Raw genomic sequence first — 22222 nt, 5'->3', positions numbered from 1 at the left:
CGCCATGGCCCCGGCAGAGAAGACCCCGGAGATCGCGTCGGTCTGGACGCGGCCCCGCACCAAACAGCGGGAGCAGCTGAGCAGGGAGCAGATCGTCGCGGAGGCGGTACGTCTGCTGGACGCCGACGGCATCGAGTCCTTGAGCATGCGAAAGCTCGGCACCCGCCTGGGCGCCGGCGCGACATCCCTCTACCGGCATGTCGCCAACAAGGACGAGCTCATCGAGCTGGTCGTGGACGAGGTCTACGGGGAGTTCGAAGTCCCGTCCGTGGACGGCTCGTCGGGGTGGCGTGAAGCTACCGTCCGCAGCGCCTACAGCCTGCGGTCGATGGCGCTTCGCCACCCGTGGGTCGCGTCAGTACTGGGTCAGGTGGGACTGGTCCACCTGGGGCCGAACGTCATGCGTACGTCGGAACGCCTGGCCGCTGTCATCCACTCGGCCGGCTTCGACGGCGAGGAGACGGAGATGGCCATTAGCCCGGTCTTCGCGTACGTCATCGGATACACGATCAGTGAGACCGCCTACCTGTCGATGATCGCGCGCAGTGGTCGCAGTGAGGAGGAATGGGTGGAGAGCCTGTCCGCTGCCGCAGCCGCTCGGATCGAGGAGGGTCATCCGGGTCCGATGGAGGGGCGGGATCTGGTCCGGGACAGGAAGCCCGAGCAGATCCGGGAGGACAAGTTCGACTACGGGCTCCAGCGGGTCCTGGACGGGCTGGAGTTCAAGCTCGGAGCGATTACGTCGGGTACTTCGGTCAAGTCAGGCGCTTCGGGTACTTCAGCTACTTCGGGTAAGTCAGGCGCTTCGGGTACTTCGGGGGAGTGAGCAGCGAGGTGGCGAGTGGGCCGCGTCGGTCCGAGGCGATCGTCCTCGGGTACGTCGTGAACTCGTCGTGCGCTGCTGGGCATACGCCGTGGGGCTCGTCGTGCGCCGGTGGGCATACGCCGTGGGGCTCGTCGTGCGCCGGTGGGCATACGCCGTGGGGCTCGTCGTGCGCCGGTGGGCTGGAGAGCCCGGGCACTGTGGTGCGCCCCTGAGTGTCGATACCCGAACGCCTAGGCGGCGGCTTCGAGTTCGGCCTTGGCGACACCGTTCGCGCGGTCGAGCGCCGGGACCTGACGGAACGCGGGGGAGCCACCGTGAGCCTCGGCCGTGATGCGCTGCTTCATGGTGGGCGGCACGGAGCTGCTCACGCCGGCACCGGACCAGTACCAGGAGGCGGCGGCTTCGGCGGTCCGTCCGGCCGGTGCGAGCAGTTGCCCGGCGGCGGATGTGGAGGCGGAACCAGGGGCTGAGGCCGGGGCGGGGGCCTGGGCCGGCGACTGGGGGGCGTCGGCCGGGCCGCCGTTGGCGGTGTCGGCGGGGGCGGTGGTGGCGGACGCCGGGGCGATGAAGCCCAGGGTCGCGAGGAGCGCGACGATCGCGCTGATCAGGGCGGTCCACATCGTCTTCATGAGGTGACTCCTTGAACTGGTCTTGAGTGCGGATGTCGGGCGGCCCGGAACACGTCGGAACGGTTTCCGGGATGTCCGGTTTTCGTACTTTCCTTATGATGCGGACGACGCACGGGAAGGCACGGACCGCCACTCCGATTCGCAGTTCTTCGGACAAACCCCACCCGTGCGGCCCAATCGGGCGCTGGTAGAAGGGGTGGAAAAGGGAGCGCCGCGGGCTACGGAAGCCACTGCTCCGGCCGGTGGAACGCGGCCGCTAACCTTACGTGTGACCCCTGGTCAGGGATCAATCCCGCCAGTCACGGACATACAACGCACCCCATTCACTCTCACTCGAAAGGCCTCGCCCATGGGCATTCGGAGCTTGCTGCGCAAGGTGTTTGGCGGCCGGTCGGAACAGAACTCGGACCAGACCCCCGAGTCGTCGACACCTACGGTCCCTTCCCAGGCCGAGCGCACGCAGGGGACCGGCGAGCCGGCCGGGGCCCAGGAGTCCGACGCGCGCGAATCGGTGAACTCCGGCTCTGTCGAAGCGAGTTCGGTGCGCGGGGAAGGTGACACGGGCAAGCCCGACGTGCCCCCCGCCGCGAAGGAGAGCCGGGCGAGCAAGGAGAGCCGGGCGGCGGACCTGGTGGCCGAGGCATTCGACAAGGCGAAGGCCGCGCCTGCCGCTCCGCGTGAGAAGGCGTCACGTGAGAAGAGCGTGCCGTCGCAGTTGACCGGGGCCGAGGCCGCGAAGGGCAAGGAGGTGGCGCCGGAGGAGGCACCCACCCCGGCCCCGGCCTCCGCAGAGGGTCAACTCCCGGCCCAGACGGACCGGGAGACGGCCGCCGAGGTGATCGCCGAGGTGATCGCCGAACCCGTCGACGTAACGGAGGACAAGGCTCCGGAGGCGGAGGCCGTTGCCGAGCCGGTCGTCGAGAAGCCCGTAGCGCCCGTCGTCGAGGAGCCCGTAGCGGCGGAGCCCGTCGCGGCGGAGGCCGGGCCGGTCGCTGCCGTCGAGGCCGAGCCCGTAACGGAAGAGCCGGAGGCCGAGCCGGTCGCGGCTGCCGAGCCGGAGCCGGCCCCGGTCGCCGAACCGGTCGCCGTGGAGCCGGAGGCCAAGCCCGTGGCGGCTGCGGCCGCAACCGGCGCCGGGGCCGTGTTCACCGCCGCGCAGGTCAAGGCGCGGGCGCCGAAGGTGGCGGCGGCGTACCGGGCTGCCGGGACCGCGCTCAAGAAGGCGGAGATCGACGGGGCGCGGGCGCGGGTGTACCTCGTGCTGGACCGGTCGGGGTCGATGCGGCCGTACTACAAGGACGGCAGCGCGCAGAAGCTCGGCGAGCAGGCGCTGGCGCTCTCCGCGCACCTGGACGCGAGTGGGGTCGTCCCGGTCGTGTTCTTCTCGACGGACATCGACGGCACCGGCGCTCTCTCCCTCGACGAGGTCGACGGAAAGATCGACGCGCTGCACGCCGACCTCGGGCACATGGGGCGTACCAGCTACCACCGCGCCATCGAGGAGGTCGTCGAGCACTACGAGAAGGACGACGCGTTCGAAGGCCCGGCGCTGGTGATCTTCCAGACGGACGGGGCGCCGGAGGCGAAGGGTGCCGCGACGGCCGCGCTGGCCGAGGCGGCGCGGCTGCCGTTGTTCTGGCAGTTCGTGGCGTTCGGGGAGACCGACGCCAAGGGCTTTGACTACCTGCGGAAGCTGGACGTCGAGAACGCCGCCTTCTTCCACGCGGGTCCGGCCCCGGCCGGCCTGACGGACGCGGCCCTCTACAAGGGGCTGCTGGCGGGTTCGGCTCAGTGGCTGAAGAGCTGACCCCGTAACGGAGCAGGACCAGGAGCCTGAGGGCCGTCCCCGGCGTGGGGCGGCCCTCACTTTTATGCGGGTGAGACCGCACCGTACCGGCCATTAAGATTTCCGCATGGCGGCCACTGGATTCGAGAAGCAGGGGGCGGCGGCGTTCTACGTCACGACCCCCATTTACTACGTCAACGACGCTCCTCACCTGGGCCACGCCTATACGACCGTCGCAGGCGACGTGCTCACGCGCTGGCACCGTCAGCGCGGCGAGAAGGTGTGGTACCTCACCGGCACGGACGAGCACGGTCAGAAGATCATGCGCACTGCCGAGGCGAACGGGGTCACACCCCAGGAATGGTGCGACAAGCTCGTGGAAGAGGCCTGGAAGCCTCTCTGGGAGCACCTCAACATCGCGAACGACGACTTCATCCGGACGACCGAGAAGCGTCACACCGACCGGGTGCAGGAGTTCGTCCAGGATCTCTTCGACAAGGACGAGATCTACAAGGGCGGCTACGAGGGCCCGTACTGCGTGGGCTGCGAGGAGTACAAGCTCCCCGGGGACCTCATCGAGGCGGAGGACGGGACGAAGCTCTGCCCGATCCACAAGAAGCCGGTGGAGATCCTCAAGGAGGAGAACTACTTCTTCAAGCTGAGCGAGTACGGCCCGAAGCTGCTGGAGTTCTACGAGGCCAACCCCGGCTTCATCCAGCCCGAGTCGGCGCGCAACGAGATCGTGAACTTCGTCAAGCAGGGCCTCCAGGACCTGTCGATCTCGCGCTCGACCTTCGACTGGGGCGTGCCGGTCCCGTGGGACGACAAGCACGTCATCTACGTGTGGATCGACGCGCTCCTGAACTACGCGACGGCGGCGGGCTACGGCTTGGACCCGGAGAAGTTCGGGTCGGTCTTCCCGGCCAATGTGCACCTCATCGGCAAGGACATCCTCCGCTTCCACTCGGTGATCTGGCCCGCGATGCTGATGGCGCAGGGTCTGCCCCTGCCCGGCCGTGTGGTGGCCAACGGCTGGCTGATGGTCGGCGGCGAGAAGATGTCGAAGTCGAACCTGACCGGCATCAAGCCGCAGGACCTCACCGCGCACTTCGGGGTCGACGCCTACCGCTGGTACTTCCTGCGCGCGATCGCCTTCGGCAGTGACGGCTCGTTCTCGTGGGAGGACTTCTCCGCCCGCTACACCTCCGAGCTGGCCAACGACTACGGCAACCTCGCCTCGCGCGTGGCCGCCATGATCGGCAAGTACTTCGGTGGCACGCTGCCCGGGGCCGCCGCGAGCGGTGACGCCGAGAAGGCCGTGCAGGAGGGACTCGCGAAGGCCGTCGCCGAAGCGGACCGGCTGATCGGCGAGGAGCTGGACTTCCAGGGCGGCATCCTGGCGATCTTCGACTTCGTGAAGCAGGTCAACGGCTACATCACGGAGCAGGAGCCGTGGAAGGTGGCCAAGGACGAGAGCGAGGAGGGCCGGGCGCGTCTCGCGACCATCCTCTACACCTCGGCCGAGTCGCTGCGTGCCATGGCCGTACTGCTGAACGCCGTGATGCCGGAGACCTCCCAGAAGCTGTGGGACTCGCTGGGCGCGGAGTCCGCCGGACTGGGTGCGCTCGCTTCGCAGAAGGTGCAGGACGCCGGTAACTGGGGTCAGCTGCCGGTCGGCGCGACGGTGACGAAGGGTGCGGTGCTGTTCCCGCGCCTGGAGGAGCCGAAGAAGGACTGATCCTCCGGGATGGGATTTTCGAGGGGTACGGAGAGGGGCCGGCCGGCGTGCGGAACGCCGTCCGGCCCCTCTCCCGTCTGCCACCAGTGCCACCAGACCTTGGCTGCAAGTCCCGTTCCCCCGGGAGAACTTGGGCCGTGGGGCGTCTGGCAGACTGCCAGCGGCGGCTGAGGTACGAGGGGGATACGGGACATGTGGGGTCGGGGGACCGTGCTCGGCGGGCGGTACGCGTTGGCCGAGCGCATCGGCGGCGGGGCGATGGGCGAGGTCTGGCGGGCCGAGGACAGCGTGCTGGAACGTTCCGTCGCCGTGAAGATCCTGTTGCCGAAGCTGCTGGAGGACCCGCAGTTCGCGGCGCGGTTCCGGCGGGAGGCGAAGGTACTGGCCTCGCTGGCGCACCCGGGGATCGTCGACGTCCACGACTACGGCGAGCAGGACGGGGCCGGTGCGGACGACGACCGGCTCGCGTACATCGTCATGGAGCTGGTCGACGGCCGCCCGCTCGACGAGGTCCGCGAGGACGAGGGCCCGATGCCCGGTGCCCGCGCGCTCGACCTGGTCGCCCAGGCCCTGGACGCCCTGCACACGGCGCACCGTGGTGGCATCGTCCACCGCGACCTGAAGCCCTCCAACCTGATGCTGCGCGACGACGGCCGCATCACCGTCACCGACTTCGGCATCGCCCACAGCAAGGCCGCCTCCCGGCTCACCGCGTCGCACTCGGTGCTGGGCACGGCCCTGTACATCGCGCCCGAACAGGCCGAGGGCCTCGCGATCGTCCCGGCCTCCGACCTCTACTCGCTGGGCGTCGTCACGTACGAACTCCTCACCGGGGAGCCGCCGTTCAACGGGGACACGGTCCTGGAGATCGTCCTCAAGCACATCCGCGAACCCGCGCCCGCCCTCCCCGACTCCTTTCCCGCTCCCGTACGGGACTTCGTGGCGCGGGCCCTCGCGAAGAACCCGGAGGAGAGGTACGCGGACGCGGCGGTGATGGCGGCGGCGGCGCGGGCGGCGGCGGGTTCGGCGGGAGAGGGGGCTCCGGGCCCGGCTCCGGCGCCCTCCGGTGCCGCTCCGGCGCCCTCCGGTGCCGCTCCGGCTCCCGGTCCCGCGCCGACGCCGGCCGCTGCCCGGCTCCCGGTACCGATTCCGGTTCCGGTTGCGATTCCGGTTCCTGTCGCGCCGGAGGCGACGCCTGCGCCGCCCCTCCTCGTGTCCGGGCCGACCGCCTCCGTACCCGTACCTCAGCCGTGGTGGAAGCGGCTGCCCAAGCCAGTGATCGTCGCCGTGCCCGTCGTCCTGTCGACCGCTACGGTGCTCACCTTCGTACTCCTGCCGGACGCCCGGGAGTCGGGCCTCGCCAAGCCCGGCCCGGACGCTTCGGTACCAGCGGGCCGGACGCCCGGGGCCGCACTCCCGACCGCCCCTCCCGGAACCCCCGGGCCCACCGCCACGGGCAAGCCGGCGAAGGGCGGGGACCCCAAGGACAAGGGCAAGGGCAGCAGTGCCGCGACCGGTGCCGGAGACGACACGGACACGTCCGGCACGGGAGCGGATTCCGGGTCCGGCAGCAAGGACGCGGACTCCGGCAAGAACGACGGCAGTACGGGAAGCAACCCCGGTACGGGTTCCGGTTCCGGTTCCGGAAGCGGGAACGGCGGGGGAGTCAAGCCGCCGGCCGGCCCCGGCAAACCCGACAACTGCGGCGGCGACTCCTGGGGTGCGATCACCAACGTCGGCAGCGGACGCAGGATGGGCCTCGCCGGAACCGACCACACCGGCACCGGCGGCATGGTCGTCTCCGGCGGGAACACCCAGTTCGGGTGGGTGACGGGCGGGAACCAGTTCACCGAGTTCCACGCCTGCACCCTGGCGGGCGGCGCCCTCGGACTCAAGCAGGCCCCCGCGTACAACGAGAAGACGGGCCTCGTGCTCGCCGAGGCGAGCGGCTACTCCGGTTACATCACCGCCTGGAAGACCACCCCCGCGGCGGGCGGCGCGGTCCAGATCAACTACTACGTCGGCGACGGCTGCGTCACCGACGTCGGCGCGGGCCGCCAACTGGCCCTCGACCCCTGCACCCCGGGCAACAGGAACCAGATGTGGCGGCTGCCCGGCTAGGGCCCGGGGCTCAGCGCCTGTGTCTAAACCCCGGTCGGACACCGGCTCTCACTCCGCCAGATCCGCCTTCGGCCCCATCACCACCACCGGCTTCTTCGCCGGGTCCAGCGTGCGCAGCAGCTCCCGCATCACCTCGCGCTTGAGGGCGACGCACCCCTGCGTCGGGGACGTGTGCTCGACGTGCAGCCAGATGCCGCCGCCCCGGCCCGCGCCCAGCGGGCGGCCCCAGTCGAGGGGGTTGCGGCCCTCGTGGCGGTTGTAGTTGATGGCGATGACGTAGTCGAAGGACCCCCGGAGGGACTGGCCGAAGGAGTCGGTGCCGTCGATCGTGTAACCGCGCCCCCGGTCGTACGGAAGCTTCGTACCGGGGTCGGTGAGCAGCCCGCCCGCGTCCGTGAGGCCGTACACGCCGATCGGTGAGCGCAGGTCGCCCTGCACATGGTGCTCGGTCCAGCCCTTCCGGGCGTTCTGCGCGGCCCAGGTCGCCCCGGCCTTCCAGCCGCCCTCCGCGGTCTTCTCGTACAGAACCGCCTCCGCTTCGGTGGAGTCCCGGTCCCGGCCGGTGACGACGAGCGCCTGGCGGGTGCCGGGGGCGATCTCCGCGCGCGTACGGGGCCCGAGGCCCGGCAGCTCGGCGGGGAGTACGGCGTCGGTGCGTGCGCTCTGCGGGAACGGCGCGGACTTCCCGGCGGAACCGGAACCACCCGTACTGGATGCGTGCGGCGGGACGGCTGTTCTCCCGGACCGGGCCTCCCCGCCCTGCCCGCACGCGGCGAGCACCGGAACCATCACCAGGGCGGCGACAACGCACACTCCGGTCCGTATGCGCGTCTTCACTTCGTTGCACCCTTCGTCGTGTGCTGCGTACCGGCAGGGGAGGACGGGGCCCGTGTGCCGTCCGAGGCGTCCGTCCCCCTGTCGGGGGTGCCCGATTTCCCGATGATGATCCCCCCGAGGACCGCGTAAGCCTCCGCGAGCCGCTGCTCGGAGGGCCCGGACAGACAGGCCCTCGCCTCCAGGTACGCGTCCGGCCGCCCCTCCGAGGCCGCCCGCCCGGTCCCGTACCGGACGACGAGCTCCCGGGTCCCGTTCAGCGTGCGGCAGGACTTCGAGAAGTCGGCGGCCTCCCGCACGGTGCCGAGGGGCCCGGGCGCGCCCTCGCTCTCCGAGACCTGCCACGTCCGGATCGCGATCAGCACGCCGTCGGTGGCCAGCCCCTTGCCCGGAGTGCAGTACTCGCTCCCGCGGCCGCCGCAGGACTTGCCGTACGGCAGCCACACCCCGGGCGACCCCGCGAAGGCGTACGCGGGGTCGCCCTTGGCCATGGCGGTCTTCCAGTTCTCGGGGATGCGGAGCGCCAGATCGACCGGCATCGGTAGGCGCACCAGGACCGGCAGACCGGCCTTCGGGCTCGGCGGTGGCGTCGCGCCCGGCGACTCGGGCACCGGCAGGACACCCCGGCTCGCCCCCGGAACCGTCGGTGCCGACGGGGCCCTGCCGTCCTGAAGCAGCCCCGGCAGCAGCCCCCCGGCGAGCGCGACGCCCGCCATCGCGAGGGCCGCCGCAGCTGCCGTCCGCCGCTGCCTGCGCCGTACGACCCTCTCCCGGACCCGCTCCATCCGGTCCGACGGAGCGAGGGACCGGGGCGTACCCCGCTCCAGCAGCTCCCTGATCTCCGCCTCTTCGGGGACCTCCGGCGCTTCGGGGACCTCCGCCTCTTCGGGCAGCTCAGTCACGACACTCCTCCCGCACCGGCAGAACCGCCCGCAGAGCGCGCAAGGCCTTCGCGGACTGGCTCTTGACCGTGCCGGGCGTGCAGCCGAGCACCGCCGCCGTCTCCGCCACTCCGAGGTCCTCGAAGAAACGCAGCACGACCACCGCCCGCTGCCGCACCGGGAGCGCCCGGACGGCCGTCCCGAGCAGGTCCTCCAGGTCCACGCCCGCGTACGCGTCCGGGGCCGACCGCACGTCCGGCACCTCGCCGTGCGGCAGCTCGCCGCGCCAGCGCCGCCGCCACCAGGAGCTGTGCGTGGTGACCAGCGTCCTGCGGAGGTACGCCTCCGGATGCTCGTCCTTGATCCGGTGCCACTTGGGCCACACCTTGGCGAGGGCGCTCTGCACCAGGTCTTCGGCGAGGTGCGCGTCGCCGGTCAGCAGCCAGGCCATGCGCAGCAGCCGGGGCCCGGTTGCGGCGACGAACTCCTCGAATCCGTCGTCGCGCGCACCGCCGCTGCCCTGCATCGCCGTACTCCTGTCGCTCTCTCGGGTCGGTCACACCCGGGGAACGCGCTGGGGGTCCCGTCGGGTTGCCCCCGGAAAGGAAGAGTTGCCCCGGAAAGGAAGAAGGGCCCGGGAACCTTGCGGTTCCCGGGCCCTCCCCACGAGGTGCGTCGCTACTGCGTCGCTACTGCTTCGTGACTACTTCTCGGTTACTTCTCGACCGGCTTGCGGAGCTGGATGTTCAGCTCGCGCAGACGGGACTCCTCCAGGGTGGTCGGGGCGCCCATCATGAGGTCCTGGGCGTTGCCGTTCAGGGGGAAGGCGATGGTCTCGCGGATGTTGGGCTCGTCGGCGAGGAGCATCACGATGCGGTCGACACCGGGGGCGATGCCACCGTGCGGCGGGGCGCCGAGACGGAACGCGCGGAGCATGCCCGCGAACTCCTTCTCCACGGTCTCCGCCTCGTAGCCGGCGATCTCGAAGGCCTTGAGCATCAGGTCGGGCTCGTGGTTCCGGATGGCGCCGGAGGACAGCTCGATACCGTTGCAGACGATGTCGTACTGGAAGGCCAGGATGTCGAGCGGGTCCTTCTCCTCCAGGTCGGCCAGGCCGCCCTGGGGCATCGAGAAGGGGTTGTGCGAGAAGTCGATCCGGCCGGTCTCCTCGTCCTTCTCGTACATCGGGAAGTCGACGATCCAGCAGAAGCGGAAGACGTTCTCCTCGAAGTGCCCGGCACGCTTGGCGGCCTCGACACGTACCGCCGACATGATCTTGGAGACCTCGTCGAACTCGCCCGCGCCGAAGAAGATCGCGTGGCCGGGTACGAGGGAGAGACGGTCGGTGAGCGCCTTGACGTCGTCCTCGGTGAGGAACTTGGCGATCGGACCGGCCAGCTGGCCGTCCTCACCGACACGGACCCAGGCCAGACCCTTGGCGCCCTGCTCGACCGCGTAGTCACCCAGGCCGTCGAAGAATTTGCGGGACTGACCGGCAGTGTCCGGGACGGGCAGCGCGCGGACGTGCTTGCCGGCGAAGGCCTTGAAACCGGAGTCGGCGAAGACGTCGGTGACGTCTACCAGTTCCAGCTTGGCGCGCAGGTCCGGCTTGTCGTTGCCGTACTTCAGCATCGACTCGCGGAACGGGATGCGCGGGAAGGGGGAGGTGACCTCGCGGCCGTTGCCGAACTCGGTGAAGAGCTCGGTCATCAGCTTCTCGATCGGCTGGAAGACGTCCTCCTGCTCGACGAAGCTCATCTCGACGTCGAGCTGGTAGAACTCGCCCGGCGAACGGTCCGCGCGGGCGTCCTCGTCGCGGAAGCACGGCGCGATCTGGAAGTAGCGGTCGAAGCCCGAGATCATCAGCAGCTGCTTGAACTGCTGCGGGGCCTGCGGGAGCGCGTAGAACTTGCCCGGGTTCAGACGGGACGGGACCACGAAGTCACGGGCGCCCTCGGGGGAGGTCGCGGTGAGGATCGGGGTGGCCATCTCGTTGAAGCCCAGCGCGACCATCTTGGAGCGGATGGAGGCGATGACCGAGGAGCGCAGCATGATGTTGCGGTGCATGCGCTCGCGGCGCAGGTCGAGGAAGCGGTACTCCAGGCGCCGCTCCTCGTTGACGCCGTCCTCGGCGTTGATGGTGAAGGGGAGCGGGGCGGCTGCACCGAGCACCTCGACGTCGGTCACCTCCAGCTCGATCTCACCGGTGGGGAGCTCGGGGTTCACGTTGTCCGCGCCACGGGCGGAGACCTTGCCGTCGATGCGGACGACGGTCTCCTTGGTCAGCTTCGCCAGGGCCTCGTTCGCCGGGGTGCCGGGACGGGCGACGAGCTGGACCAGACCGTAGTGGTCGCGCAGATCGATGAAGAGGATGCCGCCCAGGTCGCGACGATTGTGCAGCCAGCCGCTCAGCCGGACGTCGGAGCCGACGTCGGAGGCGCGGAGCTCGCCGCACGTGTGGGACCTGTACCGATGCTGCATCGTTCATCCAATTCTTCGCGAGATTCTTCGCGAGACAGGCGGGAATCAACTTCCACCAAGGTTACCGGCCGGGCGCGAGTCATTTTCCGGGGCGGGGGCAACCCCGAAATCCGGCCGTGGGTCTTGCAGGACAAGCGACGTTTCACGTGAAACACGAGCGCGTGTTTCACGTGAAACACGCGCTCGGGGGACCCCAACGGTCCCGGGCGGCCCATCTCCCCATGACCTGGAAGGATGTGCCCATGCGCACCGAGGACGTGCTGGCCGCGATCGACACGGGCCTGTGGCGGTGGGACAACGCCTCCGGGACCGTTGCCTTCGACGCCGAGGCGGCCCGCCTTGTCGGCCTGCCCGCCGAGCAGATCACTCTCACGGAGGCAGCCGCCAGGGCCCGCTTCCACCCCGTGGACTGGAACGAGATACACGGCATCGTGCAGCTCGCCGTCGCCGAGGGGACGGTGGCCGAGGCCCGGCTGCGGATCATGTCCGAGGACGGGCGCCAGGTGCTCCGTACGGTACGCAGCCGCTCCAGGCCGCTCGGCGCCGATGGGAGCTATCAGCTGATCGGCACCATCCAGGAGGTCGCCGAGTCCCCGCCGGGCGCGGCTGCCCGCACCCCGGTGACCGGTGACTGGCGGCGCTCGCGGGAGGCGTTCCTGCTGGACGCGGGCCGGGCGCTGGCCGAGGCGCGGTCCACCGCGGAGGTGCTGCGGGTGGCCGCCTCGCTGTCCATGCCGGGGTTCTCGCCGGACGGGCTCGCGGTGTTCGGGGTGGCGGGCGACCGGCTGACCACGATCGGGCACCACGGGCACAAGCCCGGTGACGAGGACCCGTTCCGGGACATGCCGCTGGAGACGGACTATCCGGCGGCGGAGGTCGTACGGACCGGGCGGGCCATCTATCTGCCCACTCCCGAGGAGTACCGGACGCGTTTTCCGGCGACCTGGCCGCTGGCCGAGGGGTTCGGGCGTCGGTCCTGGGCGTTCGTGCCGCTGGTGGTGGCGGGGCGGACGATGGGCGCGTGGATGGCGGGCTTCGCGCACCCGGTGGCGTTCACGCCGGACGAGCGCTCGGTGCTGACGACGGTGGCGCGGATGCTGGCGCAGGCGCTGGCACGGGCGGGCGTGGAGGAGTCGGAACGGGCGCTCTCGGACGGCCTGCAGCGGTCGATGATGCCGACGCTGGGGCCGGACATACCGGGGATGACGGTGGCCGCGCGGTATGTGCCGACCGGTGGCGGGCTTCAGGTCGGCGGCGACTGGTACGACATGATTCCGCTGCCGTCCGGACGTTTCGCGCTGGTCATCGGCGACGTACAGGGGCATGACGTACGGGCGGCCGGGCTGATGGGGCAGTTGCGGATCGCGTTGCGGGCGTACGCCTCCGAAGGGCATCGTCCCGATGCCGTGCTGTCCCGGGCCTCCCGCTTTCTGCACGGCATCACCGACACGTACGCCCCGGAGGACCACTCCAGCCCGCGCTTCGCGACCTGTCTGTATCTGGAGGTCGACCCGGCGGACGGGACGGTCGAACTGGCGCGGGCCGGTCACCCGGAGCCCGCGGTACGGATGCCGGACGGGACCGTGCTGGTCCGCACGACGGCGGGCGGGCTGCCGCTCGGTATCGACCCGGACACCGACTACCCCACGTCCCGGCTGGCCCTGGAGCCCGGTGAGACGCTGATGGTGTGCACCGACGGGCTGATCGAGACCGGCGGGCACGATCTGGACTCGGGCTGGGCCCGACTGCGTTCGATCATGGAGCAGCACGCGACTCTCGACCTGGAGAAGCTCGCCGACGAGCTGGTCCAGGCGGTGCACGGGCCGCCCTCTCACCACACCACGGGACCGCTGTCCGACCGGCGCGAGGACGACATCGCCCTGCTGCTGCTCAGCCGTGAGCCGATCGCCGCGGAGACCGGCCCGGTCCGCTCCACGGCGCTGACCGTCGCCCAGGCCGAACCCGAGCGGATCGCGGGCACCCGCCGCCAACTGCGCGAGCTGCTGCACGACTGGGCGGACCGGGACCAGGTCGACTCGGCGGTCCTGATGGTTTCCGAGATGGTCACCAATGTGCTGGTCCACACCGACGGTGACGCCCTGCTGACGGCCCGGGCCAGCGGCCCCGTCGGCGCGCGGCGGCTACGGGTCGAGGTGACCGACGTCAGCGACGAACTGCCGCACAAGCGGCGCCCCGGCGAGATGGCGTCCTCCGGGCGCGGGCTGCTGCTGATGGAGATGCTGGCCCACTCGTGGGGCGTGGACCCGCGCGGCGAGGGCAAGTCGATCTGGTTCGAGCTGTACGAGGATGCGCCGCCGGCGACGTACGACGACCTCTAGGGGGCTCGGGGTCCCTAGGCGGGGGGAGCGGCCGGTGTCTCGTGGGCGGCCCGCGCCTCGTACCGGCCCCTGATCTCGGAGAGGACGCCGAACGCGGCGGCCGTCAACGGCACCGCGAGCAGCATGCCGAGGATCCCGGCGACGGACGCCCCGGCCGCGATGGCCAGCATCACCACCGCCGGGTGCATCTGCACCGTGCGGCTCTGGATCATGGGCTGGAGGACATGCCCCTCCAGGGCCTGCACGGCGAGCACCACGCCCAGCGCCCAGAGCGCGATGACCAGGCCCCGGTCGGCGAGCGCGACGAGGACCGCGACGGCGCCGGAGAGGAACGCGCCGAGGTAGGGGACGTACGCTCCGACGAAGACGAGTGCGCCCAGACCGACCGCGCCGGGCACCTGAAGGATCAGCAGGCCGACGGTGATGCAGAGGGCGTCGATCAGCGCGATGAACGTGGTCCCGCGCATGAAGCCCTCGACCGCCTCGAAGGCGCGGCGGGCCATCGCCTCGGCCGTGTCACCGGCGCCACGCGGGGCGAGGCCGCGCAGGGACGACATCGCACGGTCGGAGTCGCGCATGAAGAAGAAGACCAGCAGCAGCGCCAGAACGGCGGTCGCGATGAACTCGCCGAGGATGCCGAGCCCGGCCAGCAGTCCGGATGCGGCGGAGCCGCCGAACTTGCCGAGGAGGTCCTTGGAGCGGCTGGCGAGGTCGTTGAGCGTGGTCCCCTCACCACCGAACTTCTCGATGAGATCGGTGGCGGCGCGCTGCACCGAGGTGACGATCTGTTCGCCGGTGTCGACGAGTGCGCTGACCACGATCCAGCCGGCACCGCCGACGACCACGACCATCGCCGCGCAGGTGAGGGCGGCGGCCAGCGACTGGTTGACCTTCATGGCGACGAGCCGCCGGTAGAGCGGGCCGAGGAGGGCGGAGCCGAGGATCGCGAGGAGGACGGGGGTCACCGCGGTCCTGAAGGTGATGCAGAGCCAGATGCCGACGGCCGCGACCCCGGCCACGAGCAGCGCGACGACGCACCAGGCGGCGATGCGGCGGGCGGGTTCGGGGAGGAGGGGCTTCTTCGACGCGGTCGGGAGCATGGGGCCACGAGAGCACGGGGGCGGGGGGCGCGCCTTCGGGCGGGGGCTGGGCGGGTGACGGTGGGTCAGATGGGGGTTGGGGGGCTGCCCCTCCCCCTCCCGGTAGCCCGCTCGGGCGGCGGGACCGCCCTGCACTCCCGCCCCCGGCAGCCCACTCCGGCGGCGGGGCCGCGCCCCCGCCGCCCTGCCTCGTCCGCTCAGGGGCGGAGCCGGCGCTGGTGGTTACATGCCGTGGACAGCGGCCGGGATTACTCCCAGGAGGCCCTTCTGGTAGTCGTCGAAGGCCTGCTGGAGCTCTTCGCGGGTGTTCATCACGAAGGGGCCGTAGTGGGCCATCGGCTCGCGGATCGGCTGCCCGCCGAGGAGGACCACCTCCAGGTCCGGAGTGTTGGCGTCCTGCTTCTCGTCCGCCCGGACGGTCAGCGAGCCGCCGTCGCCGAAGACCGCGGTCTGGCCCAGGTGGATCGGCCTGCGGTCCGTACCCACCGTGCCGCGACCTGCCAGGACGTACGCCAGACCGTTGAAGTCCGAGCGCCAGGGCAGCGTGACCTCGGCCCCGGGCCGTACCGTCGCGTGGATCATCGTGACGGGGGTGTGGGTGATGCCCGGACCCTGGTGGCCGTCCAGTTCGCCCGCGATGACTCGCAGCAGCGCACCGCCGTCGGGGGTGGTGAGCAGCTGCACCTCGCCGCCGCGGATGTCCTGGTAGCGGGGGGCCATCATCTTGTCCTTGGCCGGGAGGTTCACCCACAGCTGGAGGCCGTGGAAGAGCCCGCCGGACATGACCAGCGACTCCGGCGGCGCCTCGATGTGGAGGAGGCCGGAACCGGCCGTCATCCACTGGGTGTCGCCGTTGGTGATGGTGCCGCCGCCACCGTTGGTGTCCTGGTGGTTCATCTCGCCGTCGATGAGGTACGTGACGGTCTCGAAGCCGCGGTGCGGGTGCCAGGGGGTGCCCTTGGGTGAGACCAGTTGGGGGACTACAGTCCTCCCATGACGAGGCCAGGGGTGGTGACCGGCATGGACATTCACGCCGGAGTGTATGGACGCCAGTCGGTGGGGCGGACCAACAAGTCCGAGGTCAGCACGGTCACGCAGCGCGCTGCGGGTGTGGCCGAGGCCGAACGCCGAGGTGCGGTGAGCATCACCACGTACGAGGACCTCGGGATCTCGGCCTTCAAGGGCGACGAGCGCCCGGACTTCGACCGGCTCCTCAAGGACTGTCACGAGGGCCGGGTCAACCTGATCCTCGTCTACTACGTGAGCCGCCTGTCGCGGATGGACCCGCTCGACGCCATCCCCATCGTGACGGAGCTGCTCAACCTCGGCGTGACGATCGTGAGCCTCACCGAGGGCGAGTTCCGCAAGGGCAACCTCATGGACCTGATCCATCTGATCCTGCGGCTCGACGCGGCCCACAGCGAGAGCAAGAACAAGAGCGACGCCGTACGCGGTGCGAAGAAGACGGCGGCTGCCCTCGGCGGGTATCTCGGCGGCAAGCCGCCTTACGGGTTCCGCATGGCCCCGGCCACGCGCATGACCCCGGAAGGCAGACCCATCGTGATCCAACTTCTGGAGCACGCGCCCGACGAGGTAACCGTGATCGAGAACGTCTGGAAGACGATCAAGAAGCACAAGGACGTGCCCTACAAGCCGGGCGGCGGTCGCAGGCACCCCGGTTCCCTGACGGGCATCTGCGCGCAGATGACCGTGGACGGTGTGCCCACGAAGGGCCAGACCGTCGGCAAGGAGACCAAGGGCAGCGTGTGGGACCCGAAGACCCTCATGCGCATTCTTCGGGACCCACGCGTCGCCGGTTACGCGGCGACCCCGGTCTACAGGCGCCGCGAGGACGGCAAGCTGACGAGCGCCATCGAGAGCTACCGCATCGAACGCGAGCCTGAATCGATGAAGCCGGTCCTGGCGTACCCGCCGATCATCCCGCCGGACGACTGGCACGAGCTACAGCAGTGGCTCGAAGGCCGCGGGCAGGGCAAGGGCCTCTCGCGCGGGCACGCGGTCCTCTCGGCTATGGAGGCCCTGTACTGCGAGTGCGACGCGGTGATGACGTCACACCGCGCGACCACCCCGAACAGGGGCGCGTACCGCTGCCGCCGCCGCAAGATCCTGCCCGGCCAGCACGAGGGCGAGTGCACCATCTCCATGCGGACCCTGGACCTGCACGTGGCCCGCCGCATCTTCGCCCTGATCCAGACCGCCGAGGACGACCCCGAGACGGCCGTCATCCTCGCCGAGGCCGCCCGGCGCTACACGGCCCAGCTGGAACAGCCGGAGATCGTCGGCGAGCGCCGCAGCCTCGTCGCCGAGCGCGCGGACGCGAAGCAGGCCCTGGAGGAGCTGTACGACAGGGAAGAAGCCGGCGACTACGACGACCCCGTAGGCCGACGACGCTTCCGGGACCGCCGCGAACGGCTGCTCGGCCGCATGGAACGAGCCGAAGCACGCCTCGCCGAGCTGGAGGAAGCAGCGACACCCACACTGCCGATCCACCTGTGGCTGCCGGTGGGTGCAGGCGATGTCGACCCCGTGGGCGAAGGATCCTGGTGGGCGTCGGCGACGACACAGGAGCGCCGGGACTTCGTGAAGCTCTTCGTCCAGCGGATCACGGTCACCAAGGCATCCGGCGCGGGTAAGTCGACGCCGGTCGAGCGGCGGACGCAGATCGAGTTCGTGCGCCCCGCGCGGGAGCCGGACGAAACAGAGAAGCTGCGCGGCGAGGCCCCGGCCGCAGGCACGGTTGCCGCGTGACGTCGGTCACGCAGTAACTGGCTTGAGCCCACCAGCCCCCGGACACACCTACGCAACTAGGGGCGAAGGGTGCCGGGAATGTACACCCGGATCGCCGGTTAGCGAAACCGGCGCTTCTCCAGACTCTGGATCTGTTCCCGGGCGGCATCGTGCCGCCCCACAGCGAGGAGTCGGGAGACACCCCTTGCCCGCATCAGGCACCCGCACCGAGGCCACAGTCGGCACTCGCCGAGCCGCTCTCACGCCAACATTCGAACCGCTCCACATCCGCACGCAACCCACGTCAGCCGGCGACGTCGCAGGCGAGGTCGAGTTCGGCCGTGTCGTGGGCAACAAGCTCCATCCTCAGCCGGAATGGCGGCTGATCACTGATTCGGCGTCTACCGCCGCGAGGTTCGGACGCACCTTCGGAGGCGAGCCGGAATCGCACCTTGCCGACGGCGCCGAACAGTGGGAGGTCCTCTCCGAGCGGTCCACCCTTCCGATCGTCGTCGACGGGCCGGAGCTCGTCTTCATGGAGATGAAGTTGTGGGACTCCCGCGGCCTCGCCCACCACTGCGACGGCGACGTGTTCCTGGCATCCACGGACCGGGCCGGAACTCCGTGCGGCTGCCCACCGCTCATGACGCAGCGCAAGGAGCGAGCGAGGTTCGGCCAAGGACCACAGCCGATCACGACTGTCCTCTTCCGGCTGGCCGACGACCCGGAGATGGGCGTGTTCCGCTTCCGGTCCTCTTCGTGGCGGTTCGCTGAAACGGTGGAGCCGTTCCGCGCGGACCTCGCGACAGGGCATGGCTCTTCCCTCTGCGAGCTCTCCTTGGAGTGCGTTGTGTTCACCACGGGGAACGGGCGCCAGGTCTCGTACTACAAGCCGGCGGCCAAAGTACGTGGGCCGTGGTCGCTCGGCCTCGCGGCGTAGACCCGACGTTCCCCAACTCCCTTGCAAGGCATCCCTGTTGGGCTCAAATCGGGCCGACGGTTCTGCCGTCAGAGATCTACCCCAAAGGGGCTGGACTTGTGCGCGCCGAGTGTGGCTATGTGTGGTTCCACCTGGACAGCAGGCCCGAAATGCCGGCCTGCTCCGCGGCGAAGCCGCCCTTCTCTCCCTCCCCCCTTGAACGACGGCGAGCCCCGGGCACCCCACCCTCCGGCCGCCGAGTGAGGACCACGTCCCTTGGCACGCATACGCACCATCAAGCCCGAAGCTTTCACCTCCGAGTCGCTGGCCGAGGTGTCCATCGCCGCCGAACGGACCTTCATCGGCCTATTCACCCAGGCCGACGATCACGGACGCTTCCGCGATCAGGCCGCCGTCATCGCCGGTGCCCTGTGGTCCCTTCGCCCCGAACACGGGCCCCTGGAGGTCGAGGACGACCTCAACCAGCTCGACGGGGCCGGGCTGATCTGCCGGTACGAAGGTGAGGACGGCAAGCGCTACCTCCACATCGTCACGTGGTCCAAGCACCAGAAGATCAACCGGCCCAGCGGCAGCCGCTGCCCAGCATGCCCACGCCACCAGGGCGGGCGCTCCACCGGACTCGCAGTGCAGGCTCACAGCACCGTCGTGAGTACGCAGGGAGATCCCCGTGAAGGCTCCGGTCATCGACGGGAAGTCGCACGGAGTGACAAACCCACAGGTCAGGGCGGATTCAGTGAGCCCTCACGGCAAGCGCAGGAGAGCGCTGTGAAGGTTCACGGTCCGGATCTAGGACCTAGGACCATGGATCTTGGATCTCCCCCGTTGGGGGGCGAGAGCGCCCCCGCACCGGACACCGTCTCGGCTGGGCAATTGATCGCCGAGTACATCGCCGGGTGTGCGCACCGCCCACCACGTGAGTTCCTCGGCCACCTCGGCCGCGAGGTCAACAAGCTGCTCGACGAGGGCATCGAGGTCGGCCACCTGCGTGCCGCGCTCGACCTTCACCGGGCCAAGGGCGCGCATCCCAGTGTGCTGGGAAGCATGGTGCACGAGGCGATGAACGCCACGGCCAAGTCCAACTGGGGTTCAGGAGCTGCGGGTTCACACTCTTCCCGCCACGCTGCCTGGACCAACCCGACCGATGCCGCCGCCTACGCCGAGGAGCTCTGACCGATGGCAGAGCCGCAGCTTCTCGCCGATCGCTTGTCCCGCATCCTCGCCGACCGTGGCATCCCCGCCGGTATCGCCAGCTCCGCCCCCACCGCGCCGGAAGCGGATGCTTTCGGCGCCACGGCCCTGGAGCTGGCTGCCGCCCGCATCCCGGCCCGTTACCGGGACGCGTACGCCGAGCACTCGGGCATCAACGCGTGGGTGGACGAGATCTCCCGTATCGGACGGTCGGGCCCCGGTGGGGCGCCGGGCATCGCGGAGGGCCCGTCGCTTCTGATCGCCGGCCCAACGGGCACCGGCAAGACGTACCAGGCGTACGGGGCGGTCCGCGCACTGCTCGCGGCCGGTGTCCGGCTGCGCTGGCAGGCGGTCACCGCTGCCGACCTGTATGCCAACCTCCGCCCCCGGGCGGGCCATGACCCCGAGCGCGAGCTGCACGGGCTGATGCGCTGCCCGCTGCTGCTGATCGACGACCTCGGCGCCGCGAAGGCCAGCGAGTGGACCGAGGAGCTCACCTACCGGCTGATCAACTACCGGTACGAGCACCTGCGCCCCACCCTGATCACCACCAACCTGCCCATCCGCGACCTGCGTACAACCCTGGGCGACCGTGTCGCGTCCCGCCTCGCGGAGATGACCGACCGAGTCACGCTCACCGGCGAGGACCGCCGCCGCAGCGCTCTCCGTCTCGCCTGAGCGCCAGCCGCTTCACCACTCACTCACCTTGACCGCTCGTCCGCGCGGGTGAAAACCCATGTCCGGACGGCTATTTGGAGATCTCGTATGTCCACTACTGCAGCTCCCCCTGCCCTGACGCCAACCTCCCGCTCGCCCTGGACCGCTCCACGGGGATGCATCACGGCCGTCGTACTGGCCGGACTGACCTTCCTGCTCGCACTCGACCTCGTGTATCAACTCACCGCCACAACACGCGCCTCCGCGCCTCTGCCCTACGTGCTCCTCGGCGCCCTCGACGGGTTCATCGCCCTGGCGATCGCCGCCATAGTCCGGCTGCGCCAGGCTTCCATCCGGGACGAGGAGTATGCATGGGGGCTGGCTGTCGCCGCAGTAGTCGTACGCGCCATCACAATCGCCGTACTCCACTCCCTCGCTGACCAGCAGGGCCCGGGAGGCCCTTGGACCCTGGCCGACATCCTCGTCCTCGCTATGTCGGCAAGCGCACCCCTCATCCCCTTGGGCGCCGTCCACCTCTATGTCCTGGCCGCTGAGCACGCCGCACGCGTGGCTCAGCAGAGGGGGCCGACCGTGAGCCAGCAACGACTTCAGGGTGGTGACGCCTGACAATGCCCTGGTCTGCGTGGGACACCGCTCCCGTGATCCTCACCGCCCTGGCCTCCGTGTCCTTCGGGGCGCTCGCCACATACCTGGCCCTGCGAAGCCGGATCGGCATCAACGGCCAACCTCGTGAGCGGCGAGGAACCCTCGCGCTCCGGGTAGCCACTGTCGCCGCCACCATGTGCACGTTCTACAGCGCCGACACCAGCTGGCGATTCGCTGCCCATTTCCTCGGCTTGTACAGCACAGCGGAACGGATCGCGATGTTCGCCGCCGGTGAGCTCGCACTGTTCTCCATGGCCCTACTGGCTCGGCAGAACCTCCACAGCGACAAGCGAGCACCCGGTACACCCGGAGTGCTGGTCTGGGTCATCACAGCGGTTCAGATCATCCCCGCGTACGCCGAATCGGGTCCGGTAGGCGGCTCGGTGAGGGCCTTCCTCGGGCCGATCCTGGCCGCCGTGCTCTGGCACCTGGCCATGGGCATCGAGCTGCGCCACCGCATTGCCAAGGCCACCTCCAACAGCCTGGCCGCGCGAATCGGGCGCGAGGTCCGCGAGCGGCTCCTGTCTCGCCTGGGCATCGCCGACCGCAGCCGTGACGCCCAGGAGATCGCCCGCGAACGCGCCACCGCCAAGGCAGCCACCCTGGCCGCACGCCTCTCCGCAAGGCCCAAGGCATATCGCACAACCCTGCGAGGCCAGATCGCCATTCGCCGCCTGGCCGAGGCGATAGACCGAGCCCAGGTGGCCACCGATCCGCAACAGCGCGAGCGGCTCCTGGCCCGGTTCGCGGCCCGCCGCAACGCCTCGGCGCTACTCGATGCCGACCTGGCCTTCCCCTGGAAGACGGGCACCCGCCAGCACGCCGCATCCACTCCACCGGGACTGCCGACTTCCGGTGACTCCGCTTCCGGTACGGCTCCGCGTTCCCATGACCAGCCGCACCCCGCACGAGAGCACGTACCGGAAGTCCCCACTCCCAAGCGCCAGCGGAAGAAGGGCGTACCGCCAGCGAAGCGGGATGCTCCAGAGGAGCCGGAAACACCTCGCCCTCTTCCGGAACGCAATGAGCCGAAACCCCGACCTCGCCGTACGGGGCGCCCGCCCGACACCTCCATCGACGAGCTGATCGTTATCGCCCGCGATCTCGAAGGGCGCGCCGGACCCACCACTCACATGGCCATGCGCACCGAACTCGACAAGCTCGACCGCAAAGCCTCCAATGCTCGGATCTCGCAGGCTCTCGACGCTCTGGAGGCCGAGGGCAAAGCCATCACGCCGGACCTCGCCGACCTCAGCGGCGATTGACAGTACGGGCTCCAACGCCGAGC

The 22222-nt window shown here is 70.1% G+C and carries 17 protein-coding genes and 1 pseudogene; 11 read left to right on the top strand and 7 right to left on the bottom strand.

The window, feature by feature from the left end; translation table 11 throughout:
• The first annotated feature begins 4 nt into the window (after positions 1-4).
• Positions 5-826, top strand: a complete 822-nt coding sequence (locus ACIA73_RS11755) for a TetR/AcrR family transcriptional regulator (protein WP_399438246.1) — start codon at positions 5-7, stop codon at positions 824-826.
• A gap of 230 nt (positions 827-1056) precedes the next feature.
• On the opposite strand, the gene ACIA73_RS11750 is transcribed toward ACIA73_RS11755, so the two are convergent.
• On the bottom strand, positions 1057-1455 hold the full coding sequence (locus ACIA73_RS11750; RefSeq protein ID WP_399438244.1) for a DUF6344 domain-containing protein: 399 nt from the start codon (positions 1453-1455) through the stop codon (positions 1057-1059).
• A 349-nt stretch (positions 1456-1804) separates the two neighbouring features.
• On the opposite strand from ACIA73_RS11750, the gene ACIA73_RS11745 reads away from it, so the two are divergent.
• From ACIA73_RS11745 to ACIA73_RS11735, 3 genes are all read left to right on the top strand, one after another.
• The gene (locus tag ACIA73_RS11745) at positions 1805-3262 is read left to right on the top strand and encodes a VWA domain-containing protein (protein WP_399438242.1); all 1458 of its coding nucleotides are present in this window, start codon (positions 1805-1807) and stop codon (positions 3260-3262) included.
• 106 nt (positions 3263-3368) lie between these two features.
• A complete protein-coding gene (metG, locus tag ACIA73_RS11740; protein ID WP_399438241.1) occupies positions 3369-4979 on the top strand; it encodes a methionine--tRNA ligase in 1611 nt (536 codons plus the stop codon).
• A gap of 192 nt (positions 4980-5171) precedes the next feature.
• Positions 5172-7100: a serine/threonine-protein kinase gene (locus ACIA73_RS11735; protein WP_399438240.1), complete on the top strand. Its 1929-nt coding sequence runs from the start codon at positions 5172-5174 to the stop codon at positions 7098-7100.
• A gap of 48 nt (positions 7101-7148) precedes the next feature.
• On the opposite strand, the gene ACIA73_RS11730 is transcribed toward ACIA73_RS11735, so the two are convergent.
• The 4 genes from ACIA73_RS11730 to aspS form a co-directional block, all read right to left on the bottom strand.
• Entirely contained in the window at positions 7149-7937 is a 789-nt protein-coding gene (locus tag ACIA73_RS11730; RefSeq protein ID WP_399438239.1) for a L,D-transpeptidase family protein, read from the bottom strand.
• Entirely contained in the window at positions 7934-8836 is a 903-nt protein-coding gene (locus ACIA73_RS11725) for a hypothetical protein (protein ID WP_399438238.1), read from the bottom strand. Before ACIA73_RS11725 ends, ACIA73_RS11730 begins: the two co-directional genes overlap by 4 nt.
• Positions 8829-9341, bottom strand: coding sequence for a SigE family RNA polymerase sigma factor (locus tag ACIA73_RS11720; RefSeq protein WP_399438237.1), 513 nt, complete (start codon positions 9339-9341; stop codon positions 8829-8831). Before ACIA73_RS11720 ends, ACIA73_RS11725 begins: the two co-directional genes overlap by 8 nt.
• 188 nt (positions 9342-9529) lie before the next feature.
• Positions 9530-11296 (bottom strand): aspartate--tRNA ligase, encoded by a 1767-nt coding sequence (aspS, locus tag ACIA73_RS11715; protein ID WP_399438236.1) that lies wholly within the window; start codon positions 11294-11296, stop codon positions 9530-9532.
• Positions 11297-11538: 242 nt separating this feature from the next.
• Between aspS and ACIA73_RS11710 the strand changes: the two genes are divergently transcribed.
• Entirely contained in the window at positions 11539-13635 is a 2097-nt protein-coding gene (locus ACIA73_RS11710; protein WP_399438234.1) for a SpoIIE family protein phosphatase, read from the top strand.
• A 14-nt stretch (positions 13636-13649) separates the two neighbouring features.
• On the opposite strand, the gene ACIA73_RS11705 is transcribed toward ACIA73_RS11710, so the two are convergent.
• Together ACIA73_RS11705 and ACIA73_RS11700 are read right to left on the bottom strand one after the other, a co-directional pair.
• Complete coding sequence (locus ACIA73_RS11705; RefSeq protein ID WP_399438233.1) at positions 13650-14735, bottom strand: AI-2E family transporter; 1086 nt, start codon at positions 14733-14735, stop codon at positions 13650-13652.
• A gap of 222 nt (positions 14736-14957) precedes the next feature.
• Positions 14958-15698 (bottom strand): annotated as a pseudogene (locus tag ACIA73_RS11700) (pirin family protein); the annotation flags it as partial.
• A gap of 30 nt (positions 15699-15728) precedes the next feature.
• Between ACIA73_RS11700 and ACIA73_RS11695 the strand changes: the two are divergent.
• From ACIA73_RS11695 to ACIA73_RS11670, 6 genes are all read left to right on the top strand, one after another.
• A complete protein-coding gene (locus tag ACIA73_RS11695) occupies positions 15729-17504 on the top strand; it encodes a recombinase family protein (RefSeq protein ID WP_399438231.1) in 1776 nt (591 codons plus the stop codon).
• A 325-nt stretch (positions 17505-17829) separates the two neighbouring features.
• Complete coding sequence (locus tag ACIA73_RS11690; RefSeq protein WP_399438230.1) at positions 17830-18423, top strand: hypothetical protein; 594 nt, start codon at positions 17830-17832, stop codon at positions 18421-18423.
• Between the two features lie 255 nt (positions 18424-18678).
• The gene (locus ACIA73_RS11685) at positions 18679-19593 is read left to right on the top strand and encodes a hypothetical protein (RefSeq protein WP_399438229.1); all 915 of its coding nucleotides are present in this window, start codon (positions 18679-18681) and stop codon (positions 19591-19593) included.
• A gap of 3 nt (positions 19594-19596) precedes the next feature.
• Entirely contained in the window at positions 19597-20289 is a 693-nt protein-coding gene (locus tag ACIA73_RS11680; RefSeq protein WP_399438228.1) for an ATP-binding protein, read from the top strand.
• Positions 20290-20376: 87 nt separating this feature from the next.
• The gene (locus ACIA73_RS11675) at positions 20377-20895 is read left to right on the top strand and encodes a hypothetical protein (RefSeq protein ID WP_399438227.1); all 519 of its coding nucleotides are present in this window, start codon (positions 20377-20379) and stop codon (positions 20893-20895) included.
• A 2-nt stretch (positions 20896-20897) separates the two neighbouring features.
• The gene (locus ACIA73_RS11670; protein ID WP_399438226.1) at positions 20898-22199 is read left to right on the top strand and encodes a hypothetical protein; all 1302 of its coding nucleotides are present in this window, start codon (positions 20898-20900) and stop codon (positions 22197-22199) included.
• The last annotated feature ends 23 nt before the right edge of the window (positions 22200-22222 follow it).

The organism is Streptomyces sp. NPDC051561 (assembly GCF_044454195.1).
Taxonomy (GTDB): Bacteria; Actinomycetota; Actinomycetes; order Streptomycetales; family Streptomycetaceae; genus Streptomyces.
The sequence above is the reverse complement of the archived record's forward strand: the minus strand, read 5'-3'. Positions and strand labels throughout refer to the sequence as shown.